This is a genomic window from Yersinia massiliensis, assembly GCF_003048255.1.
GTDB lineage: Bacteria > Pseudomonadota > Gammaproteobacteria > Enterobacterales > Enterobacteriaceae > Yersinia > Yersinia massiliensis_A.
Genome location: NZ_CP028487.1, coordinates 4,409,733 through 4,429,455, shown reverse-complemented (window position 1 = coordinate 4,429,455; position 19,723 = coordinate 4,409,733). Strand labels below are relative to the sequence as shown.

Sequence of the window (19,723 nt, the reverse complement as noted above, 5' to 3'; positions counted from 1 at the left end):
TCTCTCTTTTTGTGATGTAAGTTGGGCATTTGTCCAATGTAATCCCCTGTACGACCACCTATGCTGGTGCATCAGCCCAGATTGAGGCCCGCTCATGAGTGTATATAACCTTGACCCACGCTTAGCCCAAGATATCGTCACCCGTACCATGAAAATCATTGATACCAATATCAATGTGATGGATGGAAAAGGGCGGATCATTGGCAGTGGCGATGAAGAACGCCTCGGCGAATTGCATGAGGGGGCGCTATTGTCGCTCTCTCATGGCCGGATCGTTGATATAGACGAAGCTGTCGCTCGCCAACTACACGGTGTGCGGCCGGGGATCAACTTACCTTTGCGCCTTGAGGGGGAGATCGTCGGGGTGATTGGCTTAACCGGTAATCCGGGCCAATTGCGCCAATACGGCGAGCTGGTGTGTATGGCCGCTGAAATGATGATGGAGCAGGCGCGGTTAGTGCATTTGCTGGCGCAAGATAGTCGCTTGCGTGAAGAGCTAGTGCTGAACTTAATCCGTACGGAAGAGATCTCTCCTGCGCTCATTGAATGGGCGCAACGCCTTGGGGTCGATATCAACGAGCCGCGTGTCGTTGCGGTCGTGGATGTCGACAGCGGCCAACTGAGTGTTGATAGTGCGATGTCTGAATTACAGGAACTCCAAACCCTGCTGACGACACCGGAACGCAACAACCTGATTGCGATTGTTTCTCTGACAGAAATGGTGGTGCTCAAACCAGCACTAAACAGCCATGGCCGTTGGGATGCTATCGACCATCGGCGGCGAATGGAATCTCTGCTTTCCCGTATGACGGAGCGGGGCCGCCTTCGGGTACGGCTCTCATTGGGGAATTTCTTCACCGGCCCCGGCAGCATTGCTCGTTCCTATCGTACTGCTCGCACCACGATGGCGGTGGGCAAGCAGCGGATGCCAGAGCAACGCAGCTACTATTATCAGGATTTGGTGCTGCCCGTGTTGCTGGACAGCTTGCGTGGTGGCTGGCAAGCCAATGAGTTAGCGCTGCCATTAGCCAAGTTACGGGCGATGGACAGCAATGGCCTGCTACGCAGGACGCTGGCTTGTTGGTTCCGCAATAACGTGCAACCGACGGCCACCGCCAAAGCACTGTTTATTCACCGTAACACCTTGGAATATCGTCTAAATCGAATCTCCGAACTGACGGGGCTGGATTTGGCGAACTTTGACGATCGTCTCTTGCTGTACGTAGCCTTGCAATTGGGTGAGCAGGAATAACCTGTAAAGCGAGAAAGGTGGGCCGAAAAGGCGAACGCGTGGGGGGATAAAAAAATGGCCGGGTGAATGACCCGGCCTGAGTACTCGAGTGGCGCTTTTAGGTCACTGGCGCCGGGTTAAATACTGCCAAGGCGTTACGTAGCCCCCATTGATCTGACCAAGTGCGTTTACGGTCACTGGCAATATCCAGAATGAATTCAAATAATTGCTGGCCGACTTCTTCGATTGTCGCATCACCGGTCGCAATGGTGCCGGCATCAATATCCATCAAATCATGCCAACGGTTCGCCAAATCAGTGCGAGTGGCCATTTTGATCACTGGAACAGCGGCTAGCCCATAGGGGGTACCACGGCCAGTGGTGAATACCTGCACGGTAATACCTGAAGCCAGTTGTTGCGTGCCGCAGACGAAATCACTTGCAGGCGTGGCGGCAAAAATCAGGCCGCGTTTCGTCGGGCGTTGGCCCGGCGAGAGCACTTCAGAAATGGCGCTACGACCCGATTTCGCAATCGATCCCAGCGCTTTTTCAACCACGTTAGCCAGTCCACCTTTCTTGTTACCGGGGGAAGGGTTAGCACTACGGTCAGTTTTGCCGGTTTCGAGGTAATCGTCGTACCATTTCATCTCTTCAAGCAATCTTCTGCCGACATCTTCGTTAATGGCCCGTGGTGTTAACAAATGAATGGCATCACGGACTTCGGTCACTTCTGAGAACATGACGGTCGCACCGCAACGTACCAGTAAGTCAGAGGCATAGCCGACCGCAGGGTTCGCTGTCACGCCAGAGAAAGCATCGCTGCCGCCACACTGCATACCCACCACTAACTCAGAGGCAGGACAGGTTTCCCGTTGGCGCATATTCAGGCGTTGCAGGTGTTTTTCAGCCACTTGCAGAATATCTTCAACCATGGAACGGAAACCAACGTGTTTTTCATCCTGTAGACGCACAATGTTGCTTTCATCCAGTGAGATGACCTGCACATCAGGTGTCCCTTCCAGTAGGCGCTCGGGTTGCAGTTTTTCACATCCCAAACCGACCACCATCACTTCGCCACCAAAATTCGGATTCAGCGCTAGATTGTGAATGGTGCGGATGGGCACCACTGCTGCCGGAGCATTGATGGCGACACCACAACCGTAGAGGTGATTTAGCGCGACCACGCCATCGACATTGGGGTATTTCGGCAATAGCGTGCGTTCAATGATATTGACCACATAATCCACCACGCCCGCTACACAATGGACGCTGGTGGTGATGGCGAGCAGATTCTTGGTGCCGACACTGCCGTCCGCATTGCGATAGCCCTCAAAGGTGTAACCCTCCAGTGGCGGCAATGGCGCGGGCACGGCGGTTGCCAGAGGTAGGGTGTCCAGTGCTGGCGCAGCAGGTAACTCGACCAGTGATTCGTCTATCCAGCCGCCGCGAGCAATATCGCGCACCGCTAAACCGATGACTTCGGCATAGCGAATAATTTCTCCGCCTTTAGGGATATCCACCAAGGCGACTTTATGGCCCTGTGGGACATGCTCAATCAGTTCAAGACCACATTTAAACCGGGTGCCAGCACAAAGCCCATTGTTATTAACGACAATGGCAACATTATCCGCGTCCTGTACTTTAATATAAAGCGGGTTGCTTACAGGACTATTACAAATGCTCATAATATTATCCTTATAATATTTATATCGATAACATAACTGTTATTTTTTTAATTGCAGTCGTTATTTATCTAAAACATAACGGTCATCAACTTGTAAATCAGTATACGCCGGTATATTGCCTAAGGCATTGTGCGGATGACCGAGATACTTACGGCTTTAGTCCCTATTTTTGTTCGCCAGCCCAAAAGTAGGTGAGCATTATCACGAAAAGAGTATTTATCCTTAACCGTGTTTAATCGCCATAAATCGTCATAAAAAAAGCCCTTCGACAAAGGGCTATGTTAAAAGTAAAACACTGCTTTTTTTATTATGTTGAGGCGTTAATCTCTAATGAACAAATGCCCATATTAATCACAGAAGCAATATTCCGAGAGGCAGACCTAATATTATCAGCGGCTTGTGTCAGCGCATCTTCAAGGGTACAAATGCGGTCAATAATACTGAAAATAGCATCTACCCCGTGCTGATGAACAAGATTGGCATCGGGGGTCAGGCTGCCCGCAATACCGATCACCGGCTTATTATACTTTTTAGCCAGTCGCGCAACGCCCACTGGCACTTTGCCATGAATACTTTGGCTATCTATTCGGCCCTCGCCCGTTAGGACGAAATGGCAGTCTTTGATATAGGTTTCAAGGCCGAGTGCCTCGGTGACAATTTCTATCCCTTTACCCAGCTCGGCACCACAAAAAGCCAGTAATGCTGCCCCCATTCCCCCTGCGGCACCCGCACCGGGTATGTTATCGACCTCAATCCCCAACTGCTGTTTAATCACCTGTGCGTAATGGGCCAAGTTGTTATCCAAGGTGGTTACCATCGACGCCGTTGCCCCTTTTTGCGGTCCAAAAATGGCTGAAGCACCTTGTGGACCGGTTAAGGGATTGGTGACATCGCATGCCACTTCAATGCGGCACTCTTTCAGGCGCGGGTCCAGATGATGAATATCAATGGTGGCTATCTCATGTAAACAACCGCCGCCAAAACCAATTTCCTCGCCAGATGACTGACGTAATTTTGCCCCCAACGCCTGCATCATGCCTGCACCGCCATCATTGGTGGCACTGCCACCGATGCCGATAATCATATGGCGAACGCCTTTTTCCAGCGCTGAACGGATTAACTCGCCGGTGCCATAGGAGGTGGTTTTTAGTGGGTTGCGTTGCGCCAATGGCACCAGCTCTAATCCACTGGCGGCGGCCATTTCGATGAACGCAGATTTTCCATCGCCCGATAATCCCCAGAATGCCTGAACACTCTCTCCCAATGGGCCTGTGACTTCCGTCATGACTCTTTGACCGCCAGTGGCACTGATCATCGCTTCTACAGTGCCTTCGCCGCCATCGGCAACAGGGATTTTGATATATTCAGCATAGGGGAAGACTTCGCGGAAACCCTGTTCAATTGCCTGGGCCACTTCTATCGCAGATAAACTTTCTTTATAGGAGTCCGGTGCGATGACTATTTTCATGAGATATCCTGTCGCTGAATGCTCAATAACAAGTGCCTCCGAAGAGGCACCTGATTTTTATTCCATTAAGATGTTTTCAATTCCAGTCGTTTGATATCACCGACAACAAATAAGTAGCAGAACATCGCCATAATGGCAGAGCAACCCACAAAGATTAATGCGGCATTAAAGGAATGTAATTCTTTCACCAAATAACCGATAACCAACGGGGTGACGATAGAGGCGACGTTACCAAATACGTTAAACAAGCCACCACACAGACCGACAATTTCTTTTGGTGCTGTGTCGGCAATCACTGGCCAACCCAGCGCACCGAAGCCTTTACCGAAGAAGGCTAATGCCATCAGTGCAACAACCACGAAATCACTATCAACGTAGTTACACATAATAATGCTTGATGCCAATAACATCCCGACGACGATGGGGAGTTTACGGGCAAAGGTCAGCGAATGGCCGCGCTTAATTAATGAATCTGAGAATACGCCGCCTAATACCCCACCAGCAAAACCACATAATGCTGGAATTGAGGCCACCATCCCGACTTTTAGAATAGACATCCCTTTATCTTGGACCAGATAAATAGGGAACCACGTTAAGAAGAACCAAGTGATGGTATTAATAAAATATTGCCCGAAAAATACGCCCAGCATCATTCGACTGGATAACAATTGCTTCATGTAATGTAATTTAGGACCGCTCTTATGACCATCTGGTTTCTTGTGATCCATATCAACAACGGCACCGCCTTGTTTTATGTATTCAAGCTCAGACGCCGACATATCAGGATGATCCGTTGGGTTATGAATAAATTTAACCCAGACGATAGTTAATACAAATCCTAACCCACCCATGACGGTAAATACGTGCTGCCAGCCCCAAGCAAAGGTTAAATAACCTAACAGTGGGGAGAAGATAGCCAGTGAGAAATATTGTGCCGAGTTAAAGATGGCTGATGCGGTCCCCCTTTCTTTGGTGGGGAACCAAGCGGCGACAATTCTGGCGTTAGCAGGGAAGGACGGCGCTTCAGAGAAACCTAACATAAAGCGCATGATAAACATGGAGATAGCGGCATAGGCTATCGGGAACATGTCGACAAAACCTTGCGTAAAGGTAAAGAGCGACCAGAAGAACAAACTGTAGGTGTAGACACGTTTGGAGCCGTAGCGGTCAAGCAGCCAGCCGCCCGGTATTTGCATCAGCAGGTAAGCCCAGCCAAAAGCCGAGAAAATATATCCCATGGCGACCGCATCTAATTGCAGCTCTTTTGCAACTTCGGTGCCTGCTATAGATAATGTGGCCCGGTCAGCATAGTTAATTGCTGTCACAATAAAGATAATGAATAATATTATATATCGGACGTGGGTCCGTTTTTCAGGTACAGCGGCTTCCAGACTCATTTTTATACCCTCTATCAATCATTTTTCAGGTTGCCGCATTTAAATTCACGATGAACAAGATGCAATAACCTATTTTTTATTTGGTGTCATATAAATACAGAATTTAATTATCAAAGTGTCTTTGTTAGCGCTGTCAACATTATAAGGAGGCCGATATTAAATCGCATTGTGCATCGGCCCAAAGATATGTGGGTAAATGATTTAATTGTTGTGTGGCTGTACAGCTCAATGGGGCTAACATCACAATTCATCAGGGTTTCTATGGGCTGAGTTCACTATCTGGTATTAGAGTGATCTAGATCACTATTTATCCGAATAAATATTGAGATTAATTAAGTCATCAATCTGTGCCTAGCAAATGAATACGCTCAATAAAAATGATTATTCGACCTAATACCCTATTTTGACACTTATTTACCCGATTTTAATACTTTTTATCTTTGTGCATCCGCCAATTTAATACGTCAAAAATAGCGGCAAGAGCACGATTCTTTTGCATCAAAAATTAATTGTAATAATACAAAATCATAGCCACTATGTTTGTAAGGTTAATGAATTGATAGAGTTGTAACGAGTTGTTGAAAATAATAATTATTTATCCGGCAATGGCATGACTTCTGGGAAGAAATAAGATGAATCCATTTATTGTTGCTGACGCCGAAAGTTGTATTGGTTGTCGGAGCTGTGAAGTTGCTTGTGTCGTGGCGCATCATGAGGGCAAATTCCCTGATAAGCCTGAATATTTCACGCCGCGAGTTAAAGTCTTTAAAGGTTTCCAAGACGCAACTGATCGCCAAGGTGCGACGGCGGTTTTTTGCCATCATTGTGAAGATGCTCCTTGCGCCAGCACTTGCCCTAATGGGGCTATTGTTGAAATGAATAACAGTGTTCAAGTGATTCAGGAAAAATGCATTGGCTGTAAAACCTGCATGATTGCTTGCCCGTTTGGCATGATGACGGTGGTGACGGAGACGGTTCAACCTGCGAGTCATCGCCTTGCCGATGCTTATCAACGTACTGAAGCACAAAAATGCGACCTTTGTATCGACCAGCCCGATGGCCCTGCTTGCATCAAAACTTGCCCTACTCAGGCACTGACCTTAGTCGACCAACATTATTTGCTGAATCAACAACGGCTCAAACGCCAACGCACAGCACTGAATGAGCATAATGGCCGCCTATTTAGCAGTGCCACTTCTGCGGGTGCGACTCACTCTTTCAGCCCATTAAGCAAAAATATCCGTGATGCTGCGCCAGTCAATTTGTTGCAACGCCCACGAACACCACGTTTGGAGCCGAAAAAGATCCCGCTGGCTGAACGTAAGAATAGTTTTGCTGAAATCTATCTGCCGTTTACCGAGGGGCAGATTAATGAACAAGCTGAGCGTTGCCTCAATTGTGGCGATAAAACCATTTGCCAATGGACTTGCCCACTGCATAACGCTATCCCTAAATGGATTGCATTGGCTCATCAGGGCCGCATTCATGAAGCAGCCGAATTATCTCATCAAACCAGTAGCTTGCCGGAAATATGTGGGCGCGTCTGCCCACAAGATCGCCTTTGCGAACAGGCTTGTACGTTAAACGATCATGACGGTGCGGTTACCATCGGTCAAATTGAGCGGCATATCACCGAAACCGCATTGGCAACCGGCTGGCGGCCCGATATGACGCAGGTTAAACCCACCGGCAAACGCGTCGCGATTATCGGTGCAGGGCCAGCAGGCTTAGGTTGCGCCGATATTTTAGTGCGCAATGGCATCACGCCAGTGGTGTTCGATCGTTACCCTGAAATCGGCGGCTTACTGACCTTTGGTATTCCCGCATTTAAATTGGAAAAAGGGGTCATGACGCGCCGGCGCGAGATCTTTAGTGAGATGGGCGTCGAATTCTGCCTGAACACTGAAATTGGTCGCGATATCACCATGGAGAGCTTGCTCACTGATTTTGATGCGCTTTTCCTCGGGGTGGGAACCTACCGTTCCATGCGTTCAGGCTTGGAAAACGAAGATGCCTTAGGGGTCTACGATGCCTTGCCTTTCCTGATTGGTAACACTCAGCATTTGATGGGCTATACCGCTAGCAGTGCTCACCCTTATGTCAGCATGGAAGATCAGCGAGTGGTGGTACTCGGGGGTGGGGATACCGCGATGGACTGCGTGCGTACCTCACTGCGTCATGGTGCGGCTAACGTCATTTGTGCTTATCGTCGTGATGAAAAGAACATGCCTGGCTCCAAACGCGAGGTTAAAAATGCGCGCGAGGAAGGGGCTGAGTTTATGTTCAATCTCCAGCCGCAACGTATTGAAGTGGATGAGCAGGGACAGGTGACGGGCATCAAAATGGTGCGAACCGAAATGGGCCAAGCGGATGCGAAAGGGCGGCGGCAAGCACGGCCTATCGCTGGCTCCGAACATATTATCCCTGCGGATGCGGTCATTATGGCCTTTGGTTTCAGCCCGCACCGGATGTCTTGGTTAGCGGAGCACAATGTGGTGCTGGATAAACAAGGGCGCGTGGTTGCACCGACCATTTCGGGTTATCCGTATCAAACCAGTAATCCCAAAATATTTGCCGGTGGTGACATTGTGCGCGGCGCAGACCTGATTGTGACGGCCATTGCCGAAGGGCGCAAAGCCGCCGAAAGCATTTCTTACTATCTGAATGTGTTGTAGTTGATAGCTGTGTTACGGCGGGCTGGAGAAAAGATGAACCGATTTGTGATTGCTGATATGACCCAATGCATTGGCTGCCGTACTTGTGAAATTGCCTGCGTGGTGGCGCACAGCGCGGAAAATAAGGCCAGTAGTATTACGCCTGAACAGTTCCACCCTCGTTTGAGCGTGATGAAAAGTTTTGCCGTCAGTACGCCCATTCTTTGCCATCAATGTGAAGATGCGCCATGTGAAAACTCTTGTCCGAACGGGGCAATTCTCACCGGTGAGCATGGTGTACAAGTGTTGGCATCACGTTGTATTGGTTGCAAAACCTGCATGTTGGTCTGCCCTTTTGGGGCCATGAATATTATCGAGCAGGCGAGTCAACATGCCGCCGTACGGGCGCAGGCGCACAAATGTGATTTGTGCCATACGCGAGAAAATGGCCCAGCCTGTATTGAGGTTTGCCCCACCAACGCGCTGAAGCTGGTGACGCCGATGGCGCTGGAAACGCTACAGCGGGACCGACAATTGCGGGCCGCGCGTGGCACGGCATCGGGTATCACTCGCTAATCTCTGTGGTCATAAGGATAAGAAAATGGACAAGATCCTCACGGTCTGCCCCTATTGTGGCTCCGGATGTAAATTGAATTTATTGGTTGAAGACGGCGAAATTGTCGGCGCGCAACCGGCTAATGGTGTCACGAATCAGGGTGAATTGTGCTTGAAAGGGTATTACGGTTGGGATTTTCTCAACGATACCCGCTTGTTGACGCCACGGTTAACCGCGCCTTTATTGCGCCGCCAACGGGGTGAGGCATTTCAGCGTGCGAGTTGGCAAGAAGCCATTACTTTCATCAGCAACAAATTCAGCGCCATTAAAAAGGCCCATGGGCCAGATGCCATCATGATGACGGGCTCTTCCCGTGGGCCGGGTAATGAAGCCAATTATGTGATGCAAAAGTTTGCCCGTGCTGTCATTGGCACCAACAATATTGATTGCTGCGCTCGTCTGTGCCACGGCCCTTCTGTGGCGGGGTTGCAGCAAACACTGGGCAATGGCGCGATGAGTAACTCCATCGGTGAAATTGAAAATACCGACTGCATATTGGTCTTTGGTTATAACGCCGCAGACTCTCACCCGATCGTGGCTCGTCGGATCCTAAAAGCCAAAAGCAAGGGTGCGAAGCTGATCGTTTGCGATCCACGGCACATTGAAACCGCGCGCATTGCGGATCAATGGTTACCGCTGAAGAATGGCGCGAATATGGCGTTGGTAAACGCATTCATATACGTGCTGATTGAAGAAAAACTATACGACGAAAATTATGTTCGCGCCCATACCCGAGGTTTTGATGAGCTGAAAGTCGGCGTCGCTGATTATCGCCCCGAGGACGTAGAACAGATCACGGGCTTACCTGCGCAAGCGGTTCGTTTAGCGATGCGCACCTATGCAGCGGCGCCAGCTGCCACCATTTTATGGGGCATGGGCGTGACCCAATGGGGGCAGGCGGTAGATGTGGTGAAAGGGCTGTCCTCGCTAGCATTACTCACCGGCAACCTTGGGCGGCCCAATGTGGGTGTTGGGCCAGTGCGCGGACAGAATAATGTGCAAGGTGCCTGCGACATGGGGGTTTTGCCTAATACCTTCCCCGGCTATGAAAAGGTCACTGACGAAGCCGCTAGAGGCCGTTTTGCTGCGGCTTGGGGGGTGCCAGAACTGCCCGCTCATGTCGGCTATTCCATTACTGACGTCCCCCATAAAGTGGCGGAGGGCAAGCTGAAAGCCTATTACGTTTTTGGCGAAGACCCCATCCAAACAGAGCCGGATTTAGCCGCTATGCGTGCCGCGTTTGCCGCATTGGATCTGGTGGTTGTGCAGGATATTTTCATGACCAAAACCGCTGAACTGGCGGATGTGGTACTGCCTGCCACCTCTTGGGGAGAGCATGAAGGGGTGTATACCAGCGCAGATCGCGGTTTCCAGCACTTCAATAAAGCCATTGAGCCAAAAGGGGATGTGAAACCGGATTGGGAGATCATCAGCCTGATCGCCACGGCCATGGGCTATCCGATGGCGTACCAGAACACCCAGCAAATCTGGGATGAAATGCGCGCGTTATGCCCGCCTTTTTATGGCGCGACCTACGAAAAAATGGCCGGTCTGGGCTATGTACAATGGCCTTGCCCGAGTGAAGACCATGCCGGTACGCCTTATCTCTATACTGATAGCCAGTTCGCTACGGCTGATGGCAAAGGTTTATTGAGCTGCGCACCTTGGCAGCCCCCCCATGAGCAGACGAATAGCGATTATCCACTGGCGTTATGTACCGTGCGTGAAGTGGGGCATTACAGTTGCCGTTCAATGACTGGTAACTGCGCCACGCTGAAAATCTTGGCGGATGAACCCGGTTACATACAGATTCATCCTGATGATGCTAGCGAGCTAGGGGTGGTCGATCAGGCGCTGATGTGGATCGCGTCACGGCGTGGCAAAGTGATTGCGCGTGCCAGTGTGACTGACCGAGCCAATCGCGGTGCGGTGTATATGACTTATCAATGGTGGATTGGTGCTTGTAATGAGCTGACGGTGGATCATGTCGATCCGGTGTCAAAAACACCGGAATTCAAACACTGTGCGGTTAAGGTGGAAGCCATTAGCGATCAGCATGCGGCAGAACAATATGTTGAGCAGCAATACCATCTGCTGAAAAAACGGTTGTTAGAGGCGGCGACAGTACAGTAGTGGCACATGCACTGTCGCGGTTAAACGTATTCCCATCAATATGTTGAACGAGATTACTGCTGCCGGTTTTGTAAATGTTGCAAAAACTCTGTGGCGTTCATAAAACCAGTCACTCTGGCGGCGGTTATCTCGTTTCCTTGAGCATCGAAAAACAAGATTGTCGGTAAGCCCAACACGTTCAGTTTTTTCAACATCGCCGCATGTTCCGCACTGTTGGCCGTCACATCAGCTTGAATGAGCACGGTATCGGCTAATTCACGCTGCACCTGAGCATCGCTAAAGGTGTATTTCTCAAACTCTTTACAAGCGACGCACCAATCGGCGTACAGATCCAGCATCACCGGTTTACCTTGCGCTTGGGCCAATGCCGCTTGTAGCTGAGGTAAATCGTTGACCGGCTTAAACGCCAAATGGTTGATCTGATTTTGCGTGGTATTGCCGTTAAATGCCCAATCTTGCAGCGGGCGGGCGGCGACCAACAAGGCCGCCAGCAGCAATAGCTGGCAAGCACGCGCCCAGCCAGAGTGCGCTTTTAGGCTCAGAACGAAGGCCCAGCCAAAGAAGGCGACAGCCAGTAGGCTCCAGAGGCGCAAGCCCCAAACATCGCCCAGTACCCTTTCTAATAAGAAGACGGGTAGCGCCAAAATCACGAAACCAAACGCCTCTTTGACATACTGCATCCATGGGCCACTGCGCGGGATGAGTTTGTTACCGAACAGCGTCACAATCACCAGCGGAATACCCATCCCTAATGCATACAGATACAGCGTGCCGCCACCGGCCAGCATATTACCGCTTTGCGCGATATACAGCAGGATGGCGCTGAGTGGTGCCGTGGTACAAGGTGAGCAAATTAGGCCCGCTAATGCGCCCATGGCAAATACACCCGCCAGCGAGCCACCGCGCTGGCTGCTGCTCCACTGCACCAGTCGGGTTTGCAGTGAAGAGGGCAGTTGCAGTGAATAGAGGCCAAACATTGATAATGCCAGCAACACAAACAGTGCCGATAATCCAATCAGCACATAGGGGTGTTGCAGGGCGGCTTGGAACTGTAAACCCGCTGCCGCGACAACTAAACCGAGCAAGGTGTAAGTCAATGCCATCCCTTGCACATACACCACCGCCAGTAGCAAGATCCGCCGTTGGCTATGAGGCTTCTCACGGCCCAGAATGATAGCGGAAATCAGCGGGTACATCGGTAATACGCAGGGCGTAAAGGCAATGCCAATACCAATCAGCAGCGCCCACAATGGCGAGAAGGGCAGTTCAGCGGGAGCGGGTGTTGCCTCATTATTGACTGGCGTTGCGGCATCACTGGTTTGCGCCGCAGTGGCATTCTTGATGACGGCTGCGAGGGGCACCACTCGCGTTTCTGGCGGATAGCAGAATCCGGCTTCGGCGCAGCCTTGGTAGGTCACACTGACACTTGCACCATCACCCGCCTGTGTAATGGGGATTTTCAGCGTGAGTTGCTGCTTGAAAATCGCCACTTCACCGTAGAATTCATCATGATGTGCTTTACCTTCCGGCAGCGTAAATGCGCCGAGCGTGGCATTTTGCGGCACAATTTTGATTTGCTCACGATACAAGTAGTAGTCGGGATTAATCTGCCAACTCAGCGTGAGTTGGTCGCCTTGTTGGCGAAAATCAAAGGCAAACGCTTGATCGACCGGTATAAACCGATTCTGGCTGCTTTTTTGGCCAAAAGATCCATTTTCACCAAATAGCGAAGCTTGTGCGCTGTACGGCGTGAGTAAAACGCTGCACAGCAGCAGAATCAGAGTAAGGAAGCGTTGAGCCATGACAGGTAATCTTTATCTCCGTCCCGTACCGGTAACACCAGCAATTCTGGCGTTTCGTAGGGGTGATGCTGTTTGATGTAACTCAGCAGGGCGTGCTGATGGTCAGTATTGCTCTTGAACAAGAGTTGGACTTCATACTCTTGCTGGAGTTTCCCTTCCCAGTAATAAATCGAGGTCGCACCTGGCAATAAGGTGGCGCAGGCGGCCAGTTTTTCACCCAATACCTGCGCGGCTAAATCCTGCGCACTGGCTTCATCAGGGGCGGTGCACAATACCACAATTGCATCACACATTGTCGTATTGCCATTCATCGTTTCACTAGCAGACATGTTTGCCTCGTAAGTTGCACAACGTGCTTGAACTATAACGCGAAGCTATGGAAGGGCAGAAGATGATTTATGTAACAGTGGGATATGAGAGGGAAAGCGGGGCGCGAAATGCGCCCCATCAAGCAGATTACAGGACCAAACCGCCCATCACGAAGCCGAAACAAACGGCCAGTGCCACCCCGATGGTGCCTGGGATGAAGAACGGATGGTTAAACACGAAGCGACCAATACGAGTGGTGCCGGTGTCATCCATTTGTACTGCCGCAACCAGTGTTGGGTAGGTCGGCAGAATGAACAGGCCAGAAACAGCGGCGAAAGAAGCAATGGCCGCCAGTGGAGAAACGTTCAGGGCCATCGCCATTGGCATCAATGCCTTGGCAGTGGCTGCTTGAGAGTAAAGCAGTGCTGAACAGAAGAAGAAGATAACGGCCAGCAACCATGAGTGAGTCTGAATCAGGCTACCTGCCGTTTCTTTAATCCAATCCAAGTTATGCTGTACGAAAGTATCGCCCAACCAAGCTACACCCAGAATACAGATACAAGCACTCATACCGGCTTTGAAGGTACTGGAGTTCAGGATTGAATCCGTATCAACAGAGCACACGATGGTGGTGATAGTCGCCACACTCAGCATGATGATCAGGATAGCATTGGTGGTGTTCATCAGTGGTGTTGCCACCAGACCGACGCTTGGGCTGTTGATAATGGCATAAGCCACAACACACAGTACGCCCGCCAAGAACAGCAACACGGAGGTTTTAGCTCGTGGTTTGATGACTTTAACGGTATCGCCACGCAAGGTGACTAAACCTTCTTCCAAACGCTTCAGATAGATAGGGTCATCTGACAGTTTGGAGTTAAAGCACCAAGAAACGATTAACGACATCACAAACACGGCAAGCAGCGTAGAAGGGATAACGATCATCAGCAGATGTAAGTAGCTGACGCCGTGACCTTCCATGACTGAAGACATGTAGACCACAGCCGCAGAAATAGGGGATGCGGTGATGGCGATTTGCGCAGAAACCACCGCGGTAGAAAGCGGACGGCAAGGTTTGATGCCTTGTTCTTTTGCCACTTCTGCAATGACCGGCAGTGCGGAAAGTGAAATGTTACCTGTCCCAGCAAAAATGGTCAGAAAGTAGGTGACCAGTGGTGCAAGGATAGTGATGTGTTTTGGATTCTTGCGCAGTAACTTTTCAGTTTGTTGCACCAGATAGTCCATACCGCCAGCAACCTGCATCGCAGAGATAGCAGCAATAACGGCCATGATGATTGAAATAACGTCAAAGGGAATGCTGCCAGGTTTGACGCCAATGATCGCCAATACCAAAACACCAATCCCACCCGCAAAGCCGATACCGATACCGCCTAACCTGGCCCCTAAAAAAATGGCCAGCAGAACGATGACTAATTCTACGGCTATCATAGTGTTTACTCCTTGATCCAAATGAAAAATAAAAGTTAAAAGAATGTATTCGTCAGAAAGTAAAAAGGCACGCTGTCCAGAGGAGCATGCGTGCCTTACAGGGCTACCGGATGATTATTTTATTGTTCATTTTCATCGGTATAGCGTTTCGCTTTATAAGCGGGGTGCATCAGGTTCTCAACAGAGAAAATGTCGTCGAGTTCAGCTTCCGTTAATAGGCCGCGTTCCAGAACCACTTCCCGCACATTTTTACCAGTTTCCGCACAGATTTTACCCACGATGTCACCGTTATGGTGGCCAATGAATGGGTTCAGATAAGTGACGATACCGATAGAGTTAAAGACGTAACGCTCGCATACCTCTTTGTTGGCAGTAATGCCGTTAATGCATTTTTCCAACAGGTTGTAACAAGCATTTGTCAGGATGTGGATAGACTCAAACATCGCCTGGCCAATCACCGGCTCCATCACGTTCAACTGGAGCTGACCTGCTTCGGCCGCCATAGTAATGCAAGTGTCGTTACCAATCACCTTAAAACAAACCTGGTTAACAACTTCAGGGATCACCGGATTCACTTTCGCTGGCATGATAGAAGACCCTGCTTGCAACTCTGGCAGGTTAATTTCATTCAGACCAGTACGTGGACCCGATGACAGCAGACGCAAGTCATTACAGATTTTTGACATCTTAACGGCCAGACGTTTCAGGGCACTGTGTACCATCACGTAAGCACCGCAGTCAGAGGTCGCTTCAATCAAATCTTCAGCCGGAACACATGCCAAGCCGCTGATTTCAGCCAGTTTTTGTACCGCCAGTTGTTGGTAACCTTCTGGGGTGTTCAAGGCTGTACCGATAGCCGTTGCACCCAAGTTAACTTCCAGCAGCAACTCTGCGGTACGTTGCAGGTTTTTTGTTTCTTCGTTCAATAACACTTGGAAAGCACGGAATTCCTGACCCAGTGTCATTGGTACTGCATCCTGTAATTGGGTACGCCCCATTTTCAGAATTTTCTCGAATTCTTTCGATTTTCTACCGAAACCTTCGCCTAATTCATTGATAGCATCGATCAACTTCATAATAGAGGCGTAGACCGCAATGCGGAAACCGGTTGGGTAGGCATCGTTGGTGGACTGACATTTGTTCAGATGGTCGTTAGGGTTAAGGTATTGATACTCCCCTTTTTGGTGACCCATCAGTTCCAGACCGATATTGGCCAGAACTTCGTTGGTATTCATGTTGAGAGACGTACCCGCGCCGCCTTGGAACACGTCGACTGGGAACTGATCCATGCACTTGCCTTTATCCAGAACTTCATCACAAGCCTGGATAATGATGTCAGCAATTTTGCGAGGGATAGTGTGCAGCTCTTTGTTCGCCATTGCCGCTGCTTTTTTTACCATCACCATGCCGCGGACAAATTCCGGAACATCACTGATTTTACTGTTACTGATATAGAAGTTTTCAATCGCACGCAGGGTATGAACACCGTAGTAAGCCTCTGCGGGGACTTCTCGTGTACCTAACAGGTCTTCTTCAATACGAATGTTATTTGACATGAGAACCTTCTCTAATGTGCTGTCTTGTTTTGTATTTGTTAACTAAATTATGCCGCCGTGGACGCAATTTGATGCCGTGATGAACCTTTCGTGCGGAAAGATTAACCATTCATCCAATTGCTAACAGGATCATATGCTGCTTAACAATAAAAAGCCTTGAACTAGGATCACTATATGGGCGTTATTAATCGACATGATCTGATATCTGTGATTTCACTCACAGATAGACTAATAAGTAATAAAAGTATCTCGCCAACTTGAAAAGCCTGTCCATAACCACCATTTAATGGATGTCGACTCAGGTTGAAGGTGGTGCTGACGGCCAAATCCGCGCATTTGGGGATAAGAGCAGAGCGAGCACCGATTGGGTCAAGGTTTTCATGGTATCTGTCAGGCAGGTTTACCTGATGAGGGATACTGAATGATTGGAATAAGGAGAATGCGGTGCGTTGGTTACCGTTAGCGCTGATATTTTTATTGGCATACATCGAAATCTCGATATTTATCAAGGTCGCCGCTGTACTCGGTGTCTTTGTTACCCTACTGCTGGTTATCCTGAGTTCCTGCGTGGGGATTTCTCTGGTGCGTAACCAAGGGATAAAAACCTTTATCCAGATGCAACAAAAACTGGCGGCAGGGGAAAGTCCTGCGGCTGAAATGGTGAAGAGTGTCTCACTGATATTAGCCGGCTTCTTACTGTTGATCCCTGGCTTCTTTACTGACTTCCTGGGTTTGTTGTTGCTTTTACCACCGATTCAAAAATCACTGACGCTAAAGTTGATGCCGCATCTGAACATTTATCGTGGCGGTAATTTTGGTGGTGGTAGCGGCCCAATGGGCGGTGGAAATACCTTTGATGGCGAGTTTCAGCGTAAAGCAGATGATCGCTATATCGTAGAGCATCATCCGGATGAGGATGATAAACCTACAGATAATCGTTTTAAAGATGATAAGTAAACGGCGACATTAAGTTAATAGCTTGTTTATTAATCAAAAACTCATTATGTAAATGACCGGTTTTTTTCTTTGGGTAGGGCAGAGAAAAGGGGGATATCACCTCACTTTCAGGCGAGAAAAAAATGAAATTTTTTTTGTCACCTCCCTTGAAGCGATACGACATCGTCCCCATTAAGAAAGCCACGGTATCGGTTATGAAGGCAGACCGATATTAATCCTAAATCTGATACGGACCTTCTCATAGGAGAGCTATCAATGAAAATTCGTCCATTGCATGACCGCGTTATCGTCAAGCGCAAAGAAGTTGAATCCAAATCTGCTGGCGGCATCGTTCTGACTGGCACTGCAGCGGGTAAATCTACCCGTGGTGAAGTACTGGCAGTCGGCAATGGTCGCATCCTAGATAACGGTGAGATTAAGCCGCTGGATGTGAAAGTAGGCGACATCGTTATTTTCAACGATGGTTATGGCGTGAAGTCAGAGAAGATCGACCACGAAGAAGTGTTGATCATGTCCGAAAGTGACATCCTGGCAATTGTTGAAGCGTAATCACGCTCTCTAATCTTCTGAACTGAACGAGTTAAGGGAAATACCAATGGCAGCTAAAGACGTAAAATTCGGTAACGACGCACGCATCAAAATGCTACGCGGCGTAAACATCCTTGCTGATGCAGTGAAAGTGACCCTGGGCCCGAAAGGCCGTAACGTAGTTCTGGACAAGTCTTTCGGCTCTCCAACAATCACCAAAGATGGTGTATCTGTTGCACGTGAGATCGAACTGGAAGACAAGTTTGAGAACATGGGTGCACAGATGGTTAAAGAAGTTGCCTCTAAAGCGAATGACGCGGCAGGTGACGGTACTACTACTGCAACTGTTCTGGCTCAATCAATCATCACTGAAGGTCTGAAAGCCGTTGCGGCTGGCATGAACCCAATGGATCTGAAGCGCGGTATCGACAAAGCGGTTGTTGCTGCGGTTGAAGAGCTGAAAAAACTGTCTGTACCTTGCTCTGATTCTAAAGCTATCGCGCAGGTCGGTACTATTTCTGCGAACTCCGACTCAACTGTGGGTGAGCTGATCGCGCAAGCGATGGCAAAAGTAGGTAAAGAAGGCGTTATCACCGTTGAAGAAGGCTCTGGCCTGCAAGACGAGCTGGACGTCGTAGAAGGTATGCAGTTCGACCGTGGTTACCTGTCTCCTTACTTCATCAATAAACCAGAAACAGGTTCTATTGAGCTTGAAAGCCCATTCATCCTGCTGGCTGACAAGAAAATCTCTAACATCCGTGAAATGCTGCCAGTGCTGGAAGCCGTTGCGAAAGCCGGTAAGCCACTGCTGATCATCGCAGAAGATGTTGAAGGTGAAGCCTTGGCAACATTGGTGGTTAACACCATGCGCGGCATTGTGAAAGTGGCTGCTGTTAAAGCACCTGGTTTCGGTGACCGTCGTAAAGCGATGTTGCAAGATATCGCTACCCTGACTGGTGGTACTGTTATCTCTGAAGAGATCGGTCTGGAACTGGAAAAAACCACTCTGGAAGATCTGGGTCAGGCTAAACGTGTTGTTATCAACAAAGACACCACTATCATCATCGATGGCGTAGGTAACGAGCCGGCGATTCAAGGCCGTGTGACTCAGATCCGTCAGCAAATTGAAGACGCGACATCTGACTACGACAAAGAAAAACTGCAAGAGCGTGTTGCTAAACTGGCTGGCGGCGTTGCCGTTATCAAAGTGGGCGCCGCAACTGAAGTTGAAATGAAAGAGAAGAAAGCTCGCGTTGAAGATGCGTTGCACGCTACCCGCGCTGCGGTAGAAGAAGGCGTGGTTGCTGGTGGTGGTGTTGCACTGATTCGTGCTGCATCTGCTATCACAGCTTCTGGCCTGAAAGGCGACAACGAAGACCAAAACGTGGGTATCAAAGTAGCGCTGCGTGCAATGGAATCTCCACTGCGTCAGATCGTGGTTAACGCCGGTGAAGAAGCCTCTGTTATCGCGAACAACGTTAAAGCGGGTTCAGGTAGCTACGGTTACAACGCTTACAGCGAAGAATACGGCGACATGATCGCGATGGGTATCTTGGATCCAACTAAAGTGACTCGTTCTGCTCTGCAGTACGCAGCCTCTATTGCTGGCCTGATGATCACCACCGAGTGCATGATCACTGACCTGCCACGTGATGACAAAGGTGCTGATATGGGCGCTGGCGGCATGGGTGGTATGGGCGGCATGGGCGGCATGATGTAATGCCCCTCTATCTTTCGGCTGCCATTTAGATAAAGGCAACGAAGGGTAAATTGTCGAAGAAAGCGAGTAGGGTGACCTGCTCGCTTTTTTTATTTCATTCAGTGTGATGATTGCAGGACTTTTTTTAGCAGCTTAGCTGATTTAATGTGTAAACTAACATTTCCTGCATACTTGACATTGCATTGGACATTTTCGGCAACGGATGCCTAAGCGGCGGCG

General features: G+C 49.5%; 14 protein-coding genes. 7 read left to right on the top strand and 7 right to left on the bottom strand.

The genetic code is table 11. The annotated features are described in order from the left end of the window. Window positions 1–94 precede the first annotated feature (94 nt). Entirely contained in the window at window positions 95–1,252 is a 1,158-nt protein-coding gene (locus DA391_RS20590; RefSeq protein WP_019211377.1) for a CdaR family transcriptional regulator, read from the top strand. A gap of 97 nt (window positions 1,253–1,349) precedes the next feature. On the opposite strand, the gene garD is transcribed toward DA391_RS20590, so the two are convergent. The 3 genes from garD to DA391_RS20575 form a co-directional block, all read right to left on the bottom strand. Then, window positions 1,350–2,915, bottom strand: a complete 1,566-nt coding sequence (gene garD / locus DA391_RS20585) for a galactarate dehydratase (RefSeq protein ID WP_019211376.1) — start codon at window positions 2,913–2,915, stop codon at window positions 1,350–1,352. Between the two features lie 307 nt (window positions 2,916–3,222). After that, complete coding sequence (locus DA391_RS20580; protein WP_098905149.1) at window positions 3,223–4,383, bottom strand: glycerate kinase; 1,161 nt, start codon at window positions 4,381–4,383, stop codon at window positions 3,223–3,225. A 65-nt stretch (window positions 4,384–4,448) separates the two neighbouring features. Next, the gene (locus DA391_RS20575; RefSeq protein WP_050080947.1) at window positions 4,449–5,780 is read right to left on the bottom strand and encodes an MFS transporter; all 1,332 of its coding nucleotides are present in this window, start codon (window positions 5,778–5,780) and stop codon (window positions 4,449–4,451) included. A gap of 632 nt (window positions 5,781–6,412) precedes the next feature. Between DA391_RS20575 and aegA the strand changes: the two genes are divergently transcribed. From aegA to fdhF, 3 genes are read left to right on the top strand one after another with little or no spacing between them, the layout of a single operon-like run. Next, on the top strand, window positions 6,413–8,455 hold the full coding sequence (aegA, locus tag DA391_RS20570) for a formate-dependent uric acid utilization protein AegA (RefSeq protein WP_050287422.1): 2,043 nt from the start codon (window positions 6,413–6,415) through the stop codon (window positions 8,453–8,455). Between the two features lie 33 nt (window positions 8,456–8,488). Next, window positions 8,489–9,010, top strand: coding sequence for a 4Fe-4S binding protein (locus DA391_RS20565; RefSeq protein ID WP_050080945.1), 522 nt, complete (start codon window positions 8,489–8,491; stop codon window positions 9,008–9,010). A 25-nt stretch (window positions 9,011–9,035) separates the two neighbouring features. Then, on the top strand, window positions 9,036–11,183 hold the full coding sequence (fdhF, locus tag DA391_RS20560; RefSeq protein WP_108088158.1) for a formate dehydrogenase subunit alpha: 2,148 nt from the start codon (window positions 9,036–9,038) through the stop codon (window positions 11,181–11,183). Window positions 11,184–11,236: 53 nt separating this feature from the next. On the opposite strand, the gene DA391_RS20555 is transcribed toward fdhF, so the two are convergent. From DA391_RS20555 to aspA, 4 genes are all read right to left on the bottom strand, one after another. Beyond that, window positions 11,237–12,985, bottom strand: a complete 1,749-nt coding sequence (locus DA391_RS20555) for a protein-disulfide reductase DsbD (protein ID WP_057645744.1) — start codon at window positions 12,983–12,985, stop codon at window positions 11,237–11,239. Then, complete coding sequence (gene cutA / locus DA391_RS20550) at window positions 12,961–13,314, bottom strand: divalent cation tolerance protein CutA (protein WP_049605005.1); 354 nt, start codon at window positions 13,312–13,314, stop codon at window positions 12,961–12,963. The genes DA391_RS20555 and cutA overlap by 25 nt, the downstream gene beginning before the upstream one ends. Before the next feature lie 127 nt (window positions 13,315–13,441). Beyond that, window positions 13,442–14,743 carry an anaerobic C4-dicarboxylate transporter gene (locus DA391_RS20545; RefSeq protein ID WP_050874883.1) on the bottom strand — a complete coding sequence of 434 codons (1,302 nt, stop codon included), beginning with the start codon at window positions 14,741–14,743 and terminating at the stop codon, window positions 13,442–13,444. Between the two features lie 119 nt (window positions 14,744–14,862). Continuing rightward, window positions 14,863–16,299 carry an aspartate ammonia-lyase gene (aspA, locus tag DA391_RS20540; RefSeq protein ID WP_004706985.1) on the bottom strand — a complete coding sequence of 479 codons (1,437 nt, stop codon included), beginning with the start codon at window positions 16,297–16,299 and terminating at the stop codon, window positions 14,863–14,865. A 444-nt stretch (window positions 16,300–16,743) separates the two neighbouring features. Here aspA and DA391_RS20535 point away from each other — a divergent pair, with 444 nt between their 5' ends. The 3 genes from DA391_RS20535 (at window position 16,744) to groL (ending at window position 19,504) form a co-directional block, all read left to right on the top strand. Beyond that, on the top strand, window positions 16,744–17,256 hold the full coding sequence (locus tag DA391_RS20535) for an FxsA family protein (protein WP_050080942.1): 513 nt from the start codon (window positions 16,744–16,746) through the stop codon (window positions 17,254–17,256). A 255-nt stretch (window positions 17,257–17,511) separates the two neighbouring features. Further along, entirely contained in the window at window positions 17,512–17,805 is a 294-nt protein-coding gene (locus DA391_RS20530; protein WP_004391824.1) for a co-chaperone GroES, read from the top strand. 46 nt (window positions 17,806–17,851) lie between these two features. Then, window positions 17,852–19,504: a chaperonin GroEL gene (gene groL, locus DA391_RS20525; RefSeq protein ID WP_019211367.1), complete on the top strand. Its 1,653-nt coding sequence runs from the start codon at window positions 17,852–17,854 to the stop codon at window positions 19,502–19,504. The last annotated feature ends 219 nt before the right edge of the window (window positions 19,505–19,723 follow it).

Excerpts from the sequence above, each read along its gene's own strand:
- DA391_RS20590 (WP_019211377.1), top strand. The coding sequence starts at position 95 with ATGAGTGTATATAACCTTGACCCACGCTTAGCCCAAGATATCGTCACC.
- garD (WP_019211376.1), bottom strand. The coding sequence starts at position 2,915 with ATGAGCATTTGTAATAGTCCTGTAAGCAACCCGCTTTATATTAAAGTA.
- DA391_RS20580 (WP_098905149.1), bottom strand. The coding sequence starts at position 4,383 with ATGAAAATAGTCATCGCACCGGACTCCTATAAAGAAAGTTTATCTGCG.
- DA391_RS20575 (WP_050080947.1), bottom strand. The coding sequence starts at position 5,780 with ATGAGTCTGGAAGCCGCTGTACCTGAAAAACGGACCCACGTCCGATAT.
- aegA (WP_050287422.1), top strand. The coding sequence starts at position 6,413 with ATGAATCCATTTATTGTTGCTGACGCCGAAAGTTGTATTGGTTGTCGG.
- DA391_RS20565 (WP_050080945.1), top strand. The coding sequence starts at position 8,489 with ATGAACCGATTTGTGATTGCTGATATGACCCAATGCATTGGCTGCCGT.
- fdhF (WP_108088158.1), top strand. The coding sequence starts at position 9,036 with ATGGACAAGATCCTCACGGTCTGCCCCTATTGTGGCTCCGGATGTAAA.
- DA391_RS20555 (WP_057645744.1), bottom strand. The coding sequence starts at position 12,985 with ATGGCTCAACGCTTCCTTACTCTGATTCTGCTGCTGTGCAGCGTTTTA.
- cutA (WP_049605005.1), bottom strand. The coding sequence starts at position 13,314 with ATGTCTGCTAGTGAAACGATGAATGGCAATACGACAATGTGTGATGCA.
- DA391_RS20545 (WP_050874883.1), bottom strand. The coding sequence starts at position 14,743 with ATGATAGCCGTAGAATTAGTCATCGTTCTGCTGGCCATTTTTTTAGGG.
- aspA (WP_004706985.1), bottom strand. The coding sequence starts at position 16,299 with ATGTCAAATAACATTCGTATTGAAGAAGACCTGTTAGGTACACGAGAA.
- DA391_RS20530 (WP_004391824.1), top strand. The coding sequence starts at position 17,512 with ATGAAAATTCGTCCATTGCATGACCGCGTTATCGTCAAGCGCAAAGAA.
- groL (WP_019211367.1), top strand. The coding sequence starts at position 17,852 with ATGGCAGCTAAAGACGTAAAATTCGGTAACGACGCACGCATCAAAATG.